The 16,146-nt window shown below is 72.7% G+C and carries 16 protein-coding genes; 9 read left to right on the forward strand and 7 right to left on the reverse strand.

The genetic code is table 11. The features are described 5' to 3' along the window. Window positions 1–15 precede the first annotated feature (15 nt). Window positions 16–492 carry a pyridoxamine 5'-phosphate oxidase family protein gene (locus ABWI07_RS07510; RefSeq protein WP_353818023.1) on the forward strand — a complete coding sequence of 159 codons (477 nt, stop codon included), beginning with the start codon at window positions 16–18 and terminating at the stop codon, window positions 490–492. Between the two features lie 20 nt (window positions 493–512). Here the strand turns inward: ABWI07_RS07510 and ABWI07_RS07515 are convergent, their stop codons facing one another. Genes ABWI07_RS07515 through mca form a run of 3 tightly spaced genes read right to left on the reverse strand, consistent with a single transcriptional unit; the run spans window position 513 to window position 2,296 of the window. Next, window positions 513–1,076 (reverse strand): tetratricopeptide repeat protein, encoded by a 564-nt coding sequence (locus ABWI07_RS07515; protein WP_149260924.1) that lies wholly within the window; start codon window positions 1,074–1,076, stop codon window positions 513–515. A gap of 60 nt (window positions 1,077–1,136) precedes the next feature. Then, window positions 1,137–1,379, reverse strand: a complete 243-nt coding sequence (locus tag ABWI07_RS07520) for a hypothetical protein (protein ID WP_235036982.1) — start codon at window positions 1,377–1,379, stop codon at window positions 1,137–1,139. After that, complete coding sequence (gene mca, locus ABWI07_RS07525) at window positions 1,379–2,296, reverse strand: mycothiol conjugate amidase Mca (protein WP_149261231.1); 918 nt, start codon at window positions 2,294–2,296, stop codon at window positions 1,379–1,381. Before mca ends, ABWI07_RS07520 begins: the two co-directional genes overlap by 1 nt. A 146-nt stretch (window positions 2,297–2,442) precedes the next feature. On the opposite strand from mca, the gene ABWI07_RS07530 reads away from it, so the two are divergent. After that, a complete protein-coding gene (locus ABWI07_RS07530) occupies window positions 2,443–2,826 on the forward strand; it encodes a DUF4307 domain-containing protein (protein WP_149260926.1) in 384 nt (127 codons plus the stop codon). A gap of 196 nt (window positions 2,827–3,022) precedes the next feature. Beyond that, window positions 3,023–3,523 carry a transcription elongation factor GreA gene (greA, locus tag ABWI07_RS07535; RefSeq protein WP_149260927.1) on the forward strand — a complete coding sequence of 167 codons (501 nt, stop codon included), beginning with the start codon at window positions 3,023–3,025 and terminating at the stop codon, window positions 3,521–3,523. A 72-nt stretch (window positions 3,524–3,595) separates the two neighbouring features. Here the strand turns inward: greA and ABWI07_RS07540 are convergent, their stop codons facing one another. After that, on the reverse strand, window positions 3,596–4,129 hold the full coding sequence (locus ABWI07_RS07540; RefSeq protein WP_149260928.1) for an Lrp/AsnC family transcriptional regulator: 534 nt from the start codon (window positions 4,127–4,129) through the stop codon (window positions 3,596–3,598). Window positions 4,130–4,257: 128 nt separating this feature from the next. Between ABWI07_RS07540 and hppD the strand changes: the two genes are divergently transcribed. The 6 genes from hppD (at window position 4,258) to ABWI07_RS07570 (ending at window position 12,470) form a co-directional block, all read left to right on the forward strand. Continuing rightward, on the forward strand, window positions 4,258–5,349 hold the full coding sequence (gene hppD / locus ABWI07_RS07545; protein WP_200842031.1) for a 4-hydroxyphenylpyruvate dioxygenase: 1,092 nt from the start codon (window positions 4,258–4,260) through the stop codon (window positions 5,347–5,349). A 162-nt stretch (window positions 5,350–5,511) separates the two neighbouring features. Next, a complete protein-coding gene (locus ABWI07_RS07550; RefSeq protein ID WP_149260930.1) occupies window positions 5,512–6,318 on the forward strand; it encodes an RDD family protein in 807 nt (268 codons plus the stop codon). Window positions 6,319–6,415: 97 nt separating this feature from the next. Further along, window positions 6,416–7,627, forward strand: a complete 1,212-nt coding sequence (locus ABWI07_RS07555) for an RDD family protein (RefSeq protein WP_353818024.1) — start codon at window positions 6,416–6,418, stop codon at window positions 7,625–7,627. A gap of 81 nt (window positions 7,628–7,708) precedes the next feature. After that, window positions 7,709–9,310: a M1 family metallopeptidase gene (locus tag ABWI07_RS07560; RefSeq protein ID WP_353818168.1), complete on the forward strand. Its 1,602-nt coding sequence runs from the start codon at window positions 7,709–7,711 to the stop codon at window positions 9,308–9,310. Window positions 9,311–9,446: 136 nt separating this feature from the next. Beyond that, window positions 9,447–10,910, forward strand: coding sequence for a M1 family metallopeptidase (locus ABWI07_RS07565; protein ID WP_353818025.1), 1,464 nt, complete (start codon window positions 9,447–9,449; stop codon window positions 10,908–10,910). Window positions 10,911–11,048: 138 nt separating this feature from the next. Next, window positions 11,049–12,470 carry a M1 family metallopeptidase gene (locus tag ABWI07_RS07570; protein WP_353818026.1) on the forward strand — a complete coding sequence of 474 codons (1,422 nt, stop codon included), beginning with the start codon at window positions 11,049–11,051 and terminating at the stop codon, window positions 12,468–12,470. Between the two features lie 210 nt (window positions 12,471–12,680). On the opposite strand, the gene ilvA is transcribed toward ABWI07_RS07570, so the two are convergent. From ilvA to ABWI07_RS07585, 3 genes are all read right to left on the reverse strand, one after another. Continuing rightward, window positions 12,681–13,919 (reverse strand): threonine ammonia-lyase, encoded by a 1,239-nt coding sequence (ilvA, locus tag ABWI07_RS07575; protein WP_235036984.1) that lies wholly within the window; start codon window positions 13,917–13,919, stop codon window positions 12,681–12,683. Between the two features lie 74 nt (window positions 13,920–13,993). Beyond that, a complete protein-coding gene (locus ABWI07_RS07580) occupies window positions 13,994–14,929 on the reverse strand; it encodes an ROK family protein (protein ID WP_353818169.1) in 936 nt (311 codons plus the stop codon). Between the two features lie 5 nt (window positions 14,930–14,934). Further along, window positions 14,935–16,113, reverse strand: a complete 1,179-nt coding sequence (locus ABWI07_RS07585; RefSeq protein ID WP_149260935.1) for an FIST signal transduction protein — start codon at window positions 16,111–16,113, stop codon at window positions 14,935–14,937. Window positions 16,114–16,146: the final 33 nt, after the last annotated feature.

Genomic DNA, 16,146 nt, shown 5'->3' on the forward strand with positions numbered 1-16,146 from the left:
TCCTGGGAGGGCCCGTTGGCCGGTAGCAAGCGCGACAAGATCAAGATGTCGCCGGAGGAAGTGGCGGACTACCTGGCCGCCAACTTCAAGGTGCAGGTCGCGACCGTCGGCAAGGACGGCGAGCCCCATCTGGTGACGATGTTCTACACGCTGTACGAGGGCAAGATCGCCTTCACCACGTACAAGTCGTCGCAGAAGGTGATCAACCTGCGCCGCGACCCCACCATGACGTGCCTGGTCGAGGACGGCGTCGAGTACAGCGAACTGCGCGGCGTCGCCCTGTACGGGCGGGGCCTCGTCATCGAGGACCCCGAGCCCCGGTCCAAGGTCGGCATGGTCGTCGGCTCCCGCATGGCGGGCCTGCCCGTCCCGAAGCTGGGCGAGCCGGTCGACCCGGTGATCGCCGAGGGCATCGAGCAGGCGCTGTCCAAGCGCGTCCTCATCGTCATGGAGCCCGACCGGATCGTCAGCTGGGACCACGGCAAGATCTAGGGCGCTCCGGGCCGGGCCGATCAGGCGGGGCGGATCAGTTCGGCGGCGCGGTCGAGGGCGGCGCGCTCGGCCGCGGCGTCGCCGCGGAGGCGGGCGGCGTCGGCTATGCGGACGAACATGGCGGCCTGCCCGGCGACCGCGTCCAGCCCGCGCAGGATCTCCAGGGCCTGGCCGAAGAAGTTGATGGCCGCGACGGGGCGGTGCGCGCGCAGGTGGGCCTCGCCGAGGCTCTCCAGCGCGCGGGCGCGGGCGCGCTCGTCGGGCTCCGGCAGGGCGGCGAACTCGTCCGGCAGCGGGCCGAGCAGCCCGATCGCGCGGTCGAGGTCGCCGCTGCCGATCAGCGCCCGGGCGAGGTCGTGGCGCGCCGCCAGGACCGTGTGGGCGTCCCCCTCGCGCTCGGCGAGGCGCAGGGCCTCCTCCAGCGTCTCGGCGGCCTCCGCCCAGCGTTCCCCCTCCAGCAGGGCCAGCCCCTCGGCCGCCATCTCGCCCTCACCGATGACGGCGCCGGCGAGATGGCGGTCGAGGGCACGGCGAGCCTCCGCGGGCGGGAGACCGCGGTCGGCGTCATCGGAGTTCGCGCGCACACCGAGGGTCCTCCCCGGCGCGGCGGCGTCCAACCGGCGCGGGGCCGGGTCGGGGCCGGGTCAGGCGTCGTCGTCGGAGGGCTTGGCCGCCGCCGCGGCCTTGGCCTCCTTCGCCGCCTCGGCCCGCTCCCACTCCTGCTGCCGGAGATCCGCCTCGCGGGGCGCCTGGATCTTCTTCATCTGCTTGCCCATCGAGCGGATCAGGAAGACCGTCGCGGCCAGCAGCACGAGGAACACCACGAAGCCGAGGACGCCGGGGGTGACCGTGTCGTCGTTCAGCGGCATGGCGTAGACGGCTGGCATCACAAGCACACCTTCTCCCGGACGCCGGCGAACAGGTCGTCCTCCGGCAGTTCCGTGTCGACCAGGGACCTGGCCAAATGGTAGTCCTCGGTCGGCCATGCCGCGCGCTGGACGTCGAGCGGGACGACGAACCAGAACCCGTTCGGGTCGATCTGCGTGGCGTGGGCGAGCAGGGCCTGGTCCCTGGTCTCGAAGTGGTCGGCGCAGGGGACGCGGGTGGTGACCTCCCACCTGGCGCGCTGGTCGCCCTCCTCCTCGAAGCGCTTCAGCCAGTCGCCGTAGGGCGACTCCAGGCCGGCCTTCTCCATCGCGGAGTGCAGGGCGAGGATGCGCTCCTTGCTGAAGGTCATGTGGTAGTAGAGCTTCAGCGGCTGCCAGGGGTCGCCGGCGTCGGGGTAGCGCTCCGGGTCGCCCGCGGCCTCGAACGCCTCCACCGACACCTCGTGGCACTTCACGTGGTCGGGATGGGGGTAGCCGCCGTTCTCGTCGTAGGTGAGCATCACGTGCGGGCGGAACTCGCGGACCGCGCGCACCAGCGGCTCGGCGGCGGTCTCCAGCGGCTCCAGCGCGAAGCAGCCCTCCGGCAGCGGGGGCAGCGGGTCGCCCTCGGGGAAGCCGGAGTCGACGAATCCCAGCCAGCGCTGCCCGACGCCGAGGATCTCGCGGGCCCGCGCCATCTCCTCCTCGCGGACCTTGCCGATGTCGGCCTTGATCTCGGGCCGGTCCATCGCCGGGTTCAGGATGTCGCCGCGCTCACCGCCGGTGCAGGTGACGACGAGGACCTCGACTCCTTCGGCGACGTAGCGGGCCATCGTGGCCGCGCCCTTGCTGGACTCGTCGTCGGGGTGCGCGTGCACCGCCATGAGCCGCAGGGGCTCGTCGCGGCCGCAGGGCCGTTCGAGCGCCGCACCGCCCATGGCGTCGGACGTACCGTCGATGACCTCGGACACTGGGGGTCTCCCTCTCCGGACTGTTGAGCGGGCCCCGGTTCGAGGCACGCGCCATGACAGACGAGAATGAATTGTCCCTGACAACGTCCGCACCCCGCACGAGGATTCCCGCCATGACGACGAGCGTGTCGAAAGCAGAGGCTCCGGCCGCGTCCCGGCGGAGCCGGCTCGGGCTGGCGGTCATCGGCCTCCTGACGGCGCTGGGGGCGGCCGGCTTCGGCATCCTCGCCGCGCACACGGGGCAGACGCCCGGAATCGTGTCGCAGACGGTCACCTACGACATCACCGACACGTCGGTCGAGCTCAACTACACGGTGGCCAAGGGGAAGGGCGACGACGTGCGCTGCACGGTGGACGCCTACGACACCGCCTTCGCCGTGCTCGCGCAGAAGGAGGTCTCCGTGCCGCCCGGGACGTCCAGCGTCAAGGGGACGGAGACGCTCCAGACGCCGCGGCGGGCCACCGGGGCGAGGATCCGCGACTGCCGCAAGGTCTGACCCGCCTGCCGCTGACGGCAGGCCTTTACGGCCGGTGAGTGGCGGGACACGATTGGCGGATTGCGGACGCCGAGTTCAGGGAACCTTTACCCGCACACACCGGATAGGCTTGAGGTTTCACCCAGCCGCACTTCATGTCGATGTGACGCCCGCCCGCGGGGGTGGACCGATCGCACCATGTGGATGAGGAGTACCCGTGACCGAGACCCGCGCTGACAACGTCACCTGGCTGACCCAGGAGGCGTACGACCGGCTCAAGGCTGAGCTGGACCACCTGTCGGGCCCGGGCCGCATCGAGATCGCTCAGAAGATCGAGGCGGCGCGGGAGGAGGGCGACCTGCGCGAGAACGGCGGCTACCACGCGGCCAAGGAGGAGCAGGGCAAGATCGAGGGCCGGATCCTCCAGCTCCAGGGCATCCTGGAGAACGCCCGCGTCGGCGAGGCGCCGCGCACCGAGGGCGTGGTCGGGCCGGGCATGACCGTCACGGTCTCGTTCGAGGGCGACGACGAGGAGGTGACGTTCCTGCTCGCCTCCCGCGAGGAGGTCGGCGCTCCCATCGACGTGTACTCGCCCAAGTCGCCGCTCGGTTCCGCGATCGACGGCAAGAAGGTCGGCGACAAGGCCACCTACAACCTCCCCAACGGCCGTTCCATGACCGTGGAGATCCTCGACGCCACCCCCTACGGCGGCGCGTAGCCGCCGGCTTCGGCACTGCGGAGGTGAAGACCGCCGGGCGGATTCCGCCCGGCGGTCCTTGCTTGCGCGCCCTCACCCCGGCACCCGTCCCCGGGGCGCGCCGCCCGGCGTCCCGCCCTCGGACGGCCCGCCCCTGGACTGCCCGGCCACCGCGCGCACCAGGGGCAGGGTTCGGTAGGGGATCTGGTTGGCGAGGGAGATGACCGACGAGGCGCGCTCCACGCCCGCGACGTCCACGATGACGTCGATGACGCGCTGGAGGTCGGTGTTGCTGCGGGCGACGATGCGGCACAGCATGTCGCCGCCGCCGGTGATGGTGTGGGCCTCGATCACCTCGGGCACCTGGGCGAGCCGGGCCGCCACCGGGTCGTGGCCGCCCGCCTGCCGCAGCTGCAGCGTGACGAAGGCCGTCACCCCGTAGCCGAGCGCGGCCGGGTCGATCTCCGGGCCGTGGCCGGCGATGACGCCGTCCCGCGCGAGCCGGTCCAGCCGGGCCTGGACGGTCCCGCGCGCGACCCCGAGCCGCCGGGACGCCTCCAGGACGCCGACCCGGGGTTCGGCGGCGAACAGCTCGATCAGCCGGCCGTCCAGTTCGTCGATCGGCACGGCACCCTCCTGTGGTCGTGGTCACCATGTACAGAGCGACCGGTCCGAACGCGGATACGCTGTACAGATTGTCCAGTATTTCAGCCCGCTCTTGCGCACCTTGCAGGCACATGTCGAGATTGGGTGGTATGGATGAGTTTCCGGTCAAGGGTATGGACGCCGTCGTCTTCGCCGTCGGCAACGCCAAACAGGCCGCCCACTACTACTCGACCGCGTTCGGCATGCGCCGGGTCGCCTACCGGGGCCCGGAGAACGGCAGCCCGGACGAGGCGGTGCACGTGCTGGAGTCGGGCGGCGCCCGGTTCGTGTTCCGCGGCCCGGTGAAGGCGGGCACCGAGCTCGGACGGCACATCGCCGAGCACGGCGACGGAGTGGTGGACCTCTCGATCGAGGTGCCCGACGTCGAGCACGCCTACCGGCACGCGCTCGCGAAGGGCGCCACCGGCCTGGAGGAGCCGCACGTCCTGGAGGACGAGTACGGCAAGGTGACGGTCGCGGCGATCGCCACCTACGGCGAGACCCGGCACACGCTGGTCGACCGCTCGAACTACACCGGCCCCTACCTGCCGGGGTTCGAGCCCGCCGACCCCATCGTGGAGCCGGTGGAGAAGCGGTTCTTCCAGGCGATCGACCACTGCGTCGGCAACGTCGAGCGCATGGACGAGTGGGCCGAGTTCTACCACCGGGTCATGGGCTTCACCGACATGGCGGAGTTCGTCGGCGACGACATCGCGACCGAGTACTCGGCGCTGATGTCCAAGGTGGTCGCGGACGGCACCCGCAAGGTGAAGTTCCCCCTGAACGAGCCCGCGGAGAGCAAGCGCAAGTCGCAGATCGACGAGTACCTGGAGTTCTACGGCGGGCCGGGCGTGCAGCACATCGCGCTCGCCACCAACGACATCCTGGCCTCGGTCGACCGGATGCGGGCCGCGGGCGTGGAGTTCCTGGAGAGCCCCGACTCCTACTACGAGGACCCCGAGCTGCGCGAGCGCATCGGCCAGGTGCGGGTCCCCATCGAGGAGCTGCAGAAGCGCCGGATCCTGGTCGACCGGGACGAGGACGGCTACCTGCTGCAGATCTTCACCAAGCCCGTCCAGGACCGTCCGACCGTGTTCTTCGAACTGATCGAGCGGCACGGCTCGCTCGGCTTCGGCAAGGGCAACTTCAAGGCGCTGTTCGAGGCGATCGAGCGGGAGCAGGAGCGCCGCGGCAACCTGTGACGCTCTGACCCCTGTGACACCCCGGCACCCGTGAGGCCGCGGCGGCGCCCCCGCCGCGGCGCCTGAAGGCTCGGGGGACTCGGCCCCGGACGCGCCCGCGTCCGGGGCCGGTCGTCACCGTGGCGACGCCGTGACCTCCTGTACCGGGCACACTGTGGGGCCATGAGCGAACCACCCCAGGACACCCCGAAGCCGGACAGCGGCTGGCAGCCCCCGGACCGGCCGCGGGAGGAGGCGCAGGAGGAGGCGCCCGTCTCGCCCGAGCGCCCGCCGCCGTACCAGGGCTCGTACGGCGGGCCGCCCGCCCAGGCCGCTCCCATGGCCGGATACGGCCACCCCGGCGCCCTGCCGCAGGCGCCACCGGTTCCGGGCTACGGCCCGCCCGGCGTCCCCCACCCCGGCTTCGGAGGCGGCACGCAGGACGCGGTCGCCGGACGCGCGGCTCGGCTCGGCGCCGGGATCATCGACAGCGTCGTCCTCAGCATCGGGACGGTGCCGGCCGTCCTGTTCTCGATCCGCTGGGACCGGATGCGCGACTCCATCGAGTCCGGCGAGCCGGTCACGAACCCGCTGGACCTCTACAACATCCCTCGCCTCCTCGTCGGATACGGGATCGTTGTCCTGCTGGGCTTCGTGTACTTCACCGTCCTGCACGCCCGGTGGGGCCAGACCCTGGGCAAGAAGGCGTTCGGCATCCGGCTCGTGCGGGCCGACGACAGGTCGGCGGTGAGCTGGGGCCAGGCGCTCGGACGACAGGCGATCGTCTACGGCATCGGCGTGGCGACGGGCGCACTGAACCTCCTCTTGGCCGGCGGCGCGATCCTCGGCCTCCTCGGCCTCCTCGACAACGCCTGGATCCTGTGGGACGACCGGCGCCAGGCGCTGCACGACAAGGCGGTCAAGACGATCGTGGTGAAGGTGACGCCATGGACGCCGAACCCCTACGCCCGCGACCGGTCCGGGTCGTGAACGCGTCCCGGCAAGGGCCTGCCATGCGCACGTAAACATTCCGGCTCCACCCGGGCGCGGCAGGGTTGACCTGCGGCGACGCGGCGACCCTCTCGGCATGACGCAACCGCCGCACGACCCCGCGTCCGGGCGAGAGCCGGAGGACGACCGGCCGCACGAGGACCGGGAGCAGCCCGACCGGCCGGGCCCCTACGGCGGCGGGCAGCCGTACGGGGAGGAACCCCAGGACCGACGACCGCCCTACGGAGAGCAGCCCCCGCACGAAGAGCCGCAGCCGTACGGGGAATGGCCGCCGCCGGGCGGACGGCAACAGTACGGCGGACAGCAGCAGCCCTATGGCGAGCAGCAGCCACCCGGCGGTCAACAGCCCTACGGGGAGCAGCAGCAGTGGGGGCAACAGCCACCCGAAGGGCAGCAGCCCTATGGCGGCCGGCAGCCCTACGGGGAGCAACCGCCTTACGGCGAGCAGCATCCACAAGGCGAGCAGCCTCCGCACGGAGAGCAGCAGCCGTACGGAGAGTGGCCGCCACCGGGAGGGCAGCAGCGGCCCTACGGCGAGCAGCCGCCCGGCGGTCAGCAGCCCTATGGCGAGCAGCCGCCCTATGGCGAGCGGCAGGCCTATGGCGAGCAGCAGCAGTGGGGCCAGCAGCCGCCCGGCGGTCAGCAGCCTTACGGCGAGCAGCAGCCGTACGGCGGGCAGCAGCCGTACGGTCAGCCGCCTTACGGTGAGCAGGGGCAGTGGCAGCAGCAGCCCTACGGCGGGCAGTACGGCGCCCAGCCGGGATACGGGCAGCAGTATCCGGGGCAGGGCGCGGGCGGGTACGCGCATCCGCCGGCGGAGCTCGCGAGCCGCTGGGCGCGGCTGGGCGGGGGCCTCGTCGACCTCATCATCATCGGCATCGTGACGGGCCTGATCTCGATCCCGTTCGTCAACTGGAACAACGTCGTCAATCCCGAGCCCGGCACCACCATGTACGACGGCGCCCGGGTGGGGACGAACGCGATCAGCGTCGTGCTGGCGTTCTTCTACTTCTGGCTGATGCACGCCAAATGGGGGCAGACGCTCGGCAAGATGCTGGCGCGGACGCGGGTGGTCCGGGCCGACGACGGCCAGGCGATCACCAATGGCCAGGCCGCGGGGCGCTCCGCGTTCTACAGCGTGCTCGGCGGCATCTGCGGCTGCATCGGCCTGATCGACATCGCGTGGATCCTCTGGGACCAGCGCAAGCAGGCGCTGCACTGCAAGGTGGCGCAGACGGTCGTCGTCAAGGCCGATCCGTACCGGGCGAATCCGTACGCCGGTCGCTGAGAGCGCCCGCGCCGGCGGGGTTCCGGCGGCCGTCCGAGTTGCCGGGCGGGGTCCCGTCCGGGCAGGCTGGACGGCGTGCATATGGCCGGAAACTCCCCCAGCCCCCGTCGTACCGGCCCAAGGGCCGTCCGCGGCACCGCGTTCCGCGGCGCGGCAGGGCTGGCGGCCCTCGCCGTCGCGGGGTCGCTGACCGCAGCCTGCCAGGCCCCGTTCGGCAACCCGGGCGAGTCCGGACCGCCCAAGGGACCGGTGGTGAACGGCCCGGCGGGGCCGACGACCGCGGGCGACGACTACGTGCCGGGCAACGGCAACGGCGGCTACGACGTCCAGCACTACGGGCTGAAGCTGACCATCACGCCGGACGGCCCGAAGCAGCTCGACGGCGTCGCGACGATCACCGCGAAGGCGACCGCGAAGCTCGCCCGGTTCAACCTCGACCTCACCGGCCTGGACGTGTCCTCCATCAAGGTGGACGGCGCGCCCGCGCGGCAGCAGCGCGGCGGCGGCGAGCTGGAGGTGACGCCCGCCAAGCCCCTGGAGAAGGGCAGCACCTTCACCACGGTGGTCGCCTACTCGGGGACGCCGCGGCCGGTGTCGGACCCGGTGCTCGGCCGGTACGGCTGGATCCGCACGTCCGACGGCGTCTTCGTGGCGTGCCAGCCGAGCGGCGCGCACACGTGGTTCCCCAGCAACGACCATCCGAGCGACAAGGCCACCTTCGACTTCGAGATCACCGTCCCGCAGGGCCTGACGGCGATCGCCAACGGCGAGCCGGACACGCCGCCGCAGGACTCGGGCGGCGGGGCGACCGGAACCCCGCCGGGCCTGCCGGGCGGTCCGCCCACCGAGCCGCCGGGCACCGAGCCGACGGACGGGCCGGGGGTCGTGCCGGTCGCCCACCGCGCCGAGGCCAGCGCCACGACGACCTCGAAGTGGCGGGTCAAGGACCCGATGGCCACCTACCTGGCGACGGTCGACGTCGGCCGGTTCGCGGTGCGGACGGGCAAGACGGCGGGCGGCATCCCCAACATCACCGCCGTGGACGCGTCGACCGCCGGCGTGAGCGTCGACCAGTTCCACCAGCTGAACGGCCAGGTCATCGACGAGTGGTCCAAGCTGTTCGGCCCGTACCCGTTCTCCTCGACCGGCGGTCTGATCGACGACGCGGACGTCGGCTTCGCGCTGGAGACGCAGACGCGGCCGGTGTACGGGGCGTTCGGGCTCCAGCCGACCATCGTCGCGCACGAGCTGGCCCACCAGTGGTTCGGCGACAGCGTCAGCGTGACGCGCTGGCAGGACATCTGGCTGAACGAGGGCTTCGCGACCTACGCCGAGTGGCTGTGGGACGAGAAGACCGGCGGCCAGAGCGTGCAGGAGCACTTCGACGAGGCCTACAGCGGCATCGGCGGACGGGAGCTGTGGGACGTCCCGCCCGGCAACCCCGGCCGCAAGCAGATGTTCGGCCGGTCGGTGTACGACCGGGGCGGCATGACGCTGGTCGCGCTGCGCGGCCGGGTCGGCGAGGACGTCTTCTACAAGATCCTCAAGACCTGGACGAAGGAGCACCGGCACTCCGGCGGCACGACGAAGCAGTTCGTCGAGACGGCGAACCGGGTGTCGGGCAAGAAGCTCGACGCGTTCTTCGACGACTGGCTGTTCAAGAAGGGCCGTCCCGCCAAATGACCGGGTGACCCAGGTCCGCCGCAGGTGAACGTCCGGCAAGGACGGGGGAAAGCCCGGCGGGCCGCCAGACCGGCGAGGCGGGCGCGCCGCCACCATCGGCTTGGTGAAGGGGCCATCTCGGCGAACGACCGCGGCCTTGGCCGTCGCGATCCTGGCCGGGTCGCCCGGCGCCGCCTCCGCGTCCGCGTCCAAGGGGGCCGAGGAGGCCGGTGATCCGGCCGCCTCGGCGGGGCTGCGCGCGGTCGCGGCTTGTCCACAGCCCTCCCGGCCTGGCGCGCGGCCCGGTGACCGCGGCACGCCCTCGCCGGGAGCGGCCGGCCTGGGCGACTCCTACATCAAGGACGCGGGCAACGGCGGCTACGACGTCGCCCACTACGACGTCGCGCTGGCCTACGCGGGCGTCAGGACGGGAGCGGTCGAAGCGACGGTGACGGTCACCGCGACCGCCGCGCAGGACCTCTCCGCGTTCGACCTCGACTTCCGCGGTCCGCGGATCACCGCCGTCTCGGTGGACGGCCGGGAGGCGGGCCACCGACGCGCCGGCCGGGAGCTCGTGGTCACGCCCGCCGAGCCGATCAGCGCCGGGCGGACGTTCCGGACCACCGTCCGGTACGCGGGCAGGCCGCAGCCGGTCCGGGACCGGACATTCGGCACCTACGGCTGGACGCCGAGCAGGGACGGCGCCGTCGTGGCCTCCCAGCCGGACGGCGCGTCCAGCTGGCTGCCGGTGAACGACCACCCCAGCGACAAGGCCACGTACGCGTTCCGCATCACGGTCCCGAAGGGCCTGCGCGCCGTGGCGAACGGGCGGCCCGGCCCCGTCCGCGCCGGCGCCGCGGCCACCACCTACGAGTGGACCGAGGACGCGCCGATGGCGAGCTACCTGGCCACCGTCGCCATCGGACGGTTCGAGGTGCGGCGCACCGAGGCGGCCGGCGTCCCGGTCATCACGGCGGTGGACCCCGCGTTCCGGTCGTCGGCGAAGCGGCTGGAGAGCACCACCGCCCAGGTGCTGAGGTGGGCGGCGCCGCTCTTCGGCCCGTACCCGTTCGCGACCGCGGGCGGCATCGTCGACGACCCGAAGCTCGGCTACGCCCTGGAGACGCAGGAGCGCCCGCTCTACGGCGGGTTCGCGCCGGACGAGGGCTTCGTCGTCCACGAGATGGCCCACCAGTGGTTCGGCGACAGCGTCGGGCTGTGCGACTGGAGCGACATCTGGCTCAACGAGGGCTTCGCGACCTACGCCGAGTGGCTGTGGCGCGAGCGCACCGGCAAGGACTCCGCCCAGAAGATCTTCAAGCGGTACTACGCGCGGGCCGCGGGTTCGCCGGTCTTCCGGCCGCCGCCGGGCGCGCCCGGGGCCGCGAAGATGTTCGGCTACTCCGTCTACATCCGGGGCGCGATGACCTTGCAGGCGCTCCGGAACCGGGTCGGCGACAGGGCGTTCTTCACGATCCTGCGGACCTGGACGGCCGAGCACCGCCACTCCACCGCCACGACGGCGCAGTTCGCCTCGCTGGCCGAGCGGGTGTCGGGCCAAAGGCTCACGACTCTGTTCCAGGCATGGCTCCGCGCGGATACCAAACCGCGGACTTGGTGACCCGAAGCCGGATCCGGCCACAAAAACCTCACGTCAAAGGCAGATTCGATATCAAATCGCGCTTGTGCGGACCCGGTTCACGAGAAAGTCTTTGAGCGCGGTTATCACGTTTCACCGAGGCTACCGAGGACGAGCTTGATGAGCAGAACCCCCAGAGCGCTGGCCGCCGTGACGCTGGGCGTCGCGGCGAGCCTCGCGGTGACCGCCGCGCCCGCGGGCGCCGCAGAGCGGTTCACGCCCGGCGCGCCCGGCGCGGGCGACCCCTACTTCCCCGACATGGGCAACGGCGGCTACGACGTCGCCCACTACGACATCGGCCTGAAGTACGACCCCGCGACGAAGGGGATCCAGGCGGTGACCCGCGTGACGGCGCGGGCGACGCAGAACCTGTCCCGCTTCGACCTGGACTTCCTCGGCCCGCTGAAGATCTCCTCGCTGAAGGTGGACGGCCGGGCCGCGTCCTACACCCGGACGGGCGCCCAGGAACTGGTCATCACCCCGCGCAAGGGGATCCGGGACCGCCGCACCTTCACGGTCACCGTGGCGTACTCCGGCGTTCCGCAGCGGATCGACGACGACACTCTCGGCACGTCCGGCTGGGTGGCGACCAACGACGGCGCGGTGATGCTCAACCAGCCGTTCGGCGCGGCCGCCGTCTACCCGGTCAACGACCACCCGACCGACAAGGCGACCTACACCTACACGCTGTCGGCCCCGAGCGGCCTCACCACGCTCGCCAACGGCGACCTGCGCGCCAAGCGGACCGCGGGCGGCTGGACGACCACCCGCTGGGACGTCCGCAACCCGATGGCCAGCGAGCTCGCAATGATCGCGATCGGCCGGTACGACGTCGTCAGCGGGCGGACCAAGGCGGGCATCCCCAACCTGACCGCGACCGACCAGGCCATGGCCGTCAAGGCCGAGGACGCGAAGAAGTTCCACGAGCAGACCGCCGAGGTCACGGACTTCCAGAACGCCCTCTACGGCCGCTACCCGTTCACCTCGACGGGCGGGATCGTCGTCAAGGCCGGGGTCGGCTACGCGCTGGAGACGCAGGGCCGTCCCGTCTACGACCTGGGCCGCCGCCCGGGCGCGATCCCGAGCACCAGCCTCCTCGCGCACGAGCTGGGCCACCAGTGGTTCGGCGACTCGGTGTCCCCGAAGAAGTGGGCCGACATCTGGCTGAACGAGGGTTTCGCGACGTACTCCGAGTGGATGTACAGCGCGGCGCACGGCGGCAAGAGCGTCCAGGCGCTGTTCGACGAGACCTACGCCACGCCCGCGAGCGACGACCTGTGGACGGGCAAGGTCGCCGACCCGGGCCGCGACCACATCTTCGACGGGCTCGTCTACGACCGCGGCGCCATGGCCGTCCACGTGCTGCGCACGAAGATCGGCGAGAAGGCGTTCCTCCGGCTGCTGAAGGCGTGGCCGGCGGCGTACCGGTACGGCAACGCCTCCACGGGCAACTTCGTCCGCTTCGCCGAGAAGCTCTCCGGCAAGGACCTGGACTCGTGGGCGAAGGCGTGGCTCTACTCCGAGGGCAAGCCCGCCCTGTAGGGCCCCACCCTCACGCCGAGCCGGCCGTGCAGCCGGGGCCTGTCTCGAACTGGCCCCGGCCACGCACGCGAACGCGTGACCTGGCCGGTGGAGCGAAGCCGGAGGCGAGCGGAACCGGGCAGATCGCGAAGCGATGCCGCGTTCGCCCAGGCACGGTCACGTAGCGAGCCGCCAGGCGAGCGAAGTGGGCCGGGACTGTTGACACGCAGGCTAGCTCAGCGTGAGGGTGTAGCCCTTTTCGCGCAGGCGGCCTATGACGTCCTCGGAATGGTCGGCCCCGCGGGTCTCCAGGTGCATGAGCACCTCGGCCTCCTCGACATGGAGGCGCGCCGCCATGCGCTCGTGCATGACGTCCAGGACGTTGACGCCCAGTTCGGCCAGCTCGCTCAGCAGGGTCACCAGGGCGCCCGGACGGTCCTTCAGGCGGCAGCGGACCACGAGGTACCGCCCGGCGCCCGCGAGGCCGTGCCGCAGCACCTTCGACAGCAGCAGCGGGTCGATGTTGCCGCCCGACAGCAGCACCACGACGGGCGGCTCGACGGCGTACGCGTGCTCCAGCAGCGCCGCCACGCCCGCCGCCCCCGCGGGCTCGACGACCTGCTTGGCGCGTTCGAGGCAGAGCAGGAGCGCCTGGGAGATCGACTCCTCGCTCACCGTGACGACGGCGTCCACCAGTTCGGTGAACATGGCGTAGGTCAGCTCGCCGGGGCGGCCGACCGCGATACCGTCCGCCATCGTGCGCTCGATCTCGATCTGGGTGGGCTTGCCGGCCGCGAGCGACGGCGGGAACGCCGCGGCCCGCTTGGCCTGCGCGCCGACGAGCTTGACGTCGCCGCCGCCGGTCTCCTTCGCCAGCCCCTTCACCGCCGCCGCGGTCCCGGCCAGCAGCCCGCCGCCGCCCACCGGCGACACGATCGTCCGGGCCTCCGGGCACTGCTCCATGACCTCCAGGCCGATCGTGGCCTGGCCCGCGACGACGTCGGGATGGTCGAACGGGTGGATGAACACCGCGCCGCACTCGTCCGCGTACTCCTGCGCGGCGACGAGGCACTCGTCCACGGTCGGCCCCGGGAAGACGACCTCGGCGCCGTAGCCCCGGGTCGCGGCGATCTTCGGCAGCGGCGCGCCGACCGGCATGAACACGGTGGCCTTGCAGCCGAGCATCGAGGCGGCCAGCGCGACGCCCTGCGCGTGGTTGCCCGCGCTCGCCGCGACCACGCCGCCCGCCCGCTCCTCCTCGCTCAGCCGGGCGATCCGCACGTACGCGCCGCGGATCTTGAAGGAGCCGGTGCGCTGCAGGTTCTCGCACTTCAGCAGGACGGGCCCGCCGATCTGCTCCGACAGCACCCGGGAGGGGATCAGCGGCGTGGGCACGGCCACCCCGCTCAGCAGCTCCCGGGCGGCGCGGACGTCGTCGACGCCGACGGAGGTCAGACCAGTTCTGCTCATGTTCCCCTGTGAGGGGGCGACCCCCCACACCCCCCGGCTCGCTTCGCTCATTGAGTCATCCTCGCACGCCAGCCCTACCCCGCACTCCAGTAACGATCTTGGGCGTAGACCAGGGCCGCGGCGCCGACGAGCCCGGCGGTCTGCCCGAGCTCCGCCGGGACGATCCGCAGGCGGCGCGCGAACTCCATCCTGGCGTGCTCGCCGAACGCCTCCTCCAGGGGGTCGAAGAGCAGCGGCCCCGCCTGCGACAGGCCGCCGCCGATCGCCGCGACCTCCAGATCGCACAGGTGCGTCGCGGACGCGATCGCGATGCCGAGGGCGCGGCCCGCGCGGCGCATCGCCGCGCACGCGACCGGGTCCCCGCGACGGGCGTCCTCGGTCAGCTCCACGCCGGTGGCGTAGACGCTCCCGGGCCGCCAGCCCTGCTCGCGCGCCCACGCGACCAGCCCCGGCCCGCGGGCGACCGCCTCCAGGCAGCCGCGACCGCCGCACCCGCAGGGCGGCCCGCCGGGCTCGACGATGACGTGCCCGATGTGCCCGGCGTTGCCGCTCGCGCCGTTCACCAGCCGCCCGCCCAGGATGAGCCCGCCGCCGACGCCAGTGGACACCACCATGCCGAGGACGTTGTCGTGCCCCCGCCCCGCGCCGAGCCAGTGCTCCCCGATCGCGACGCAGATCGCGTCGTTGTGGATGCGGACGGGCAGCCCCGGATACCGGGCCCGGAGCCGCTCGCGCAGCGGGAAGCCCCGCCACGCCGGGATGTTCAGCGGGGACACCTCGGCGGCGGGCCAGGTCATCGGCCCTCCGCAGCCCACGCCGACGCCCGCGAGGGGCGGATCGCCGGCGGCGGCGACGAGCGAGCCGAGCAGCGCCTCCAGCGCCCGCCACAGCTCCTCGCCGTCCACGCCCGGCGCGTTCGGGGTGGGGGCCCGGTCCTGGGCGGTGACCCGCCCGTCGGGCTCGACCAGCGCGGCGGCGAGCTTCGTCCCGCCGATGTCCACCGCGAGCACGGCGCTCAAACGGCCTCCTCGGCCCGGCCGAACGCGAGGATCGAGGCGGTGAAGCCGTGCACGTGGTTGCGCCCCGCGACCGGGCCGATCTCCCCGGCCGCGAAGAAGCCGCCGACCCCGGCCGGGCCGAAGGCGCGGTCCAGCACCTTGGCGTCGTGGTCGGAGTCGGGGAACATCGCCTGGCCGCGGCCGTTGCAGGAGAACAGCAGCGCGCCCTCGACCGGCGCGAGGTCGAACCGCTCCAGCAGCGCGGTGAGGTCCTCCTCGGCGGCGCCCGCGTCCCGGACCTGGAACCGGACGGTGCGCCCCACGTCCACCACGTCGCCGATCGCGATGGCGCCGGTGTCGGTGTCGGCCCCCACCACGCCGCGGACGAGGAAGTCGCCGTGCTCGTGCTCGTCGGCGTACTCGTCCATCGCGACCCCGATCAGCAGCCCGCGCCCGGCGAGCTCCTGCTCCTCCTCAGGAAGCCCGAGGACGATCTGCTCCAGCTTCTCCAGCGCCGGCACGCCCGCCAGCTCGTACAGGACGTTCTCCTCGGCCCTGGTCACCACCATGTCCGGGCCGATCGGGCGGGCCCCCTGGCTGACCACCGTGGCGGCGGCGACGGCCCCGCCGATCACCACGCCGACCGCGCCGTCCCGGTACACCTCGCCGCCGACGAACAGCCGGGCCTCGCCGAGCCCGGTCTCGCCGAGCCCGCTGCCCTCGGCCAGCCCGCCGACCAGCGGCAGCCCCGGCAGCGCGTCGTCCGAACGCTCCACGAACGCGTCCACGGGGAAGCTGGACGGGTCGGCCAGCAGCACGCCGACCACGTCGTCGTCCTGGGCCTCCGGCATCCCCACCACGATGAGCCGGTCGTCGCCCTTCAGCGTCTCCAGCCGGAACGCGTCGATCCGCGCGCCGGGCAGCACCGCCGCCCACGCGCTCACCGCGCCCCGCTCCTCCACTCCGCGCCCGGCCCCGATCACACCGGACGCGCTGCACCCCAGCAGCAGCGCCGCCCCGGCCGCGTGCTGCGCCGCCTGCGCCGCGGCCTCGATCTGGTCCGGGTCGTCGCCCGTGACGAACACGCACACCAGGTCGGGCGCCGCGCTCAGCGGCGCGAGCGCCTGCTCTACCGCCGCCGCGGCGGCGCTGGACAGATCGGGTCCGAGGGCCAGGCCATCACCGAATCGCGCCATCGGCGCCGCCTCCCTCACTCCGTTCGCCGGCTC

The organism is Actinomadura sp. NPDC000600 (assembly GCF_040492135.1).
Lineage (GTDB): Bacteria > Actinomycetota > Actinomycetes > Streptosporangiales > Streptosporangiaceae > Spirillospora.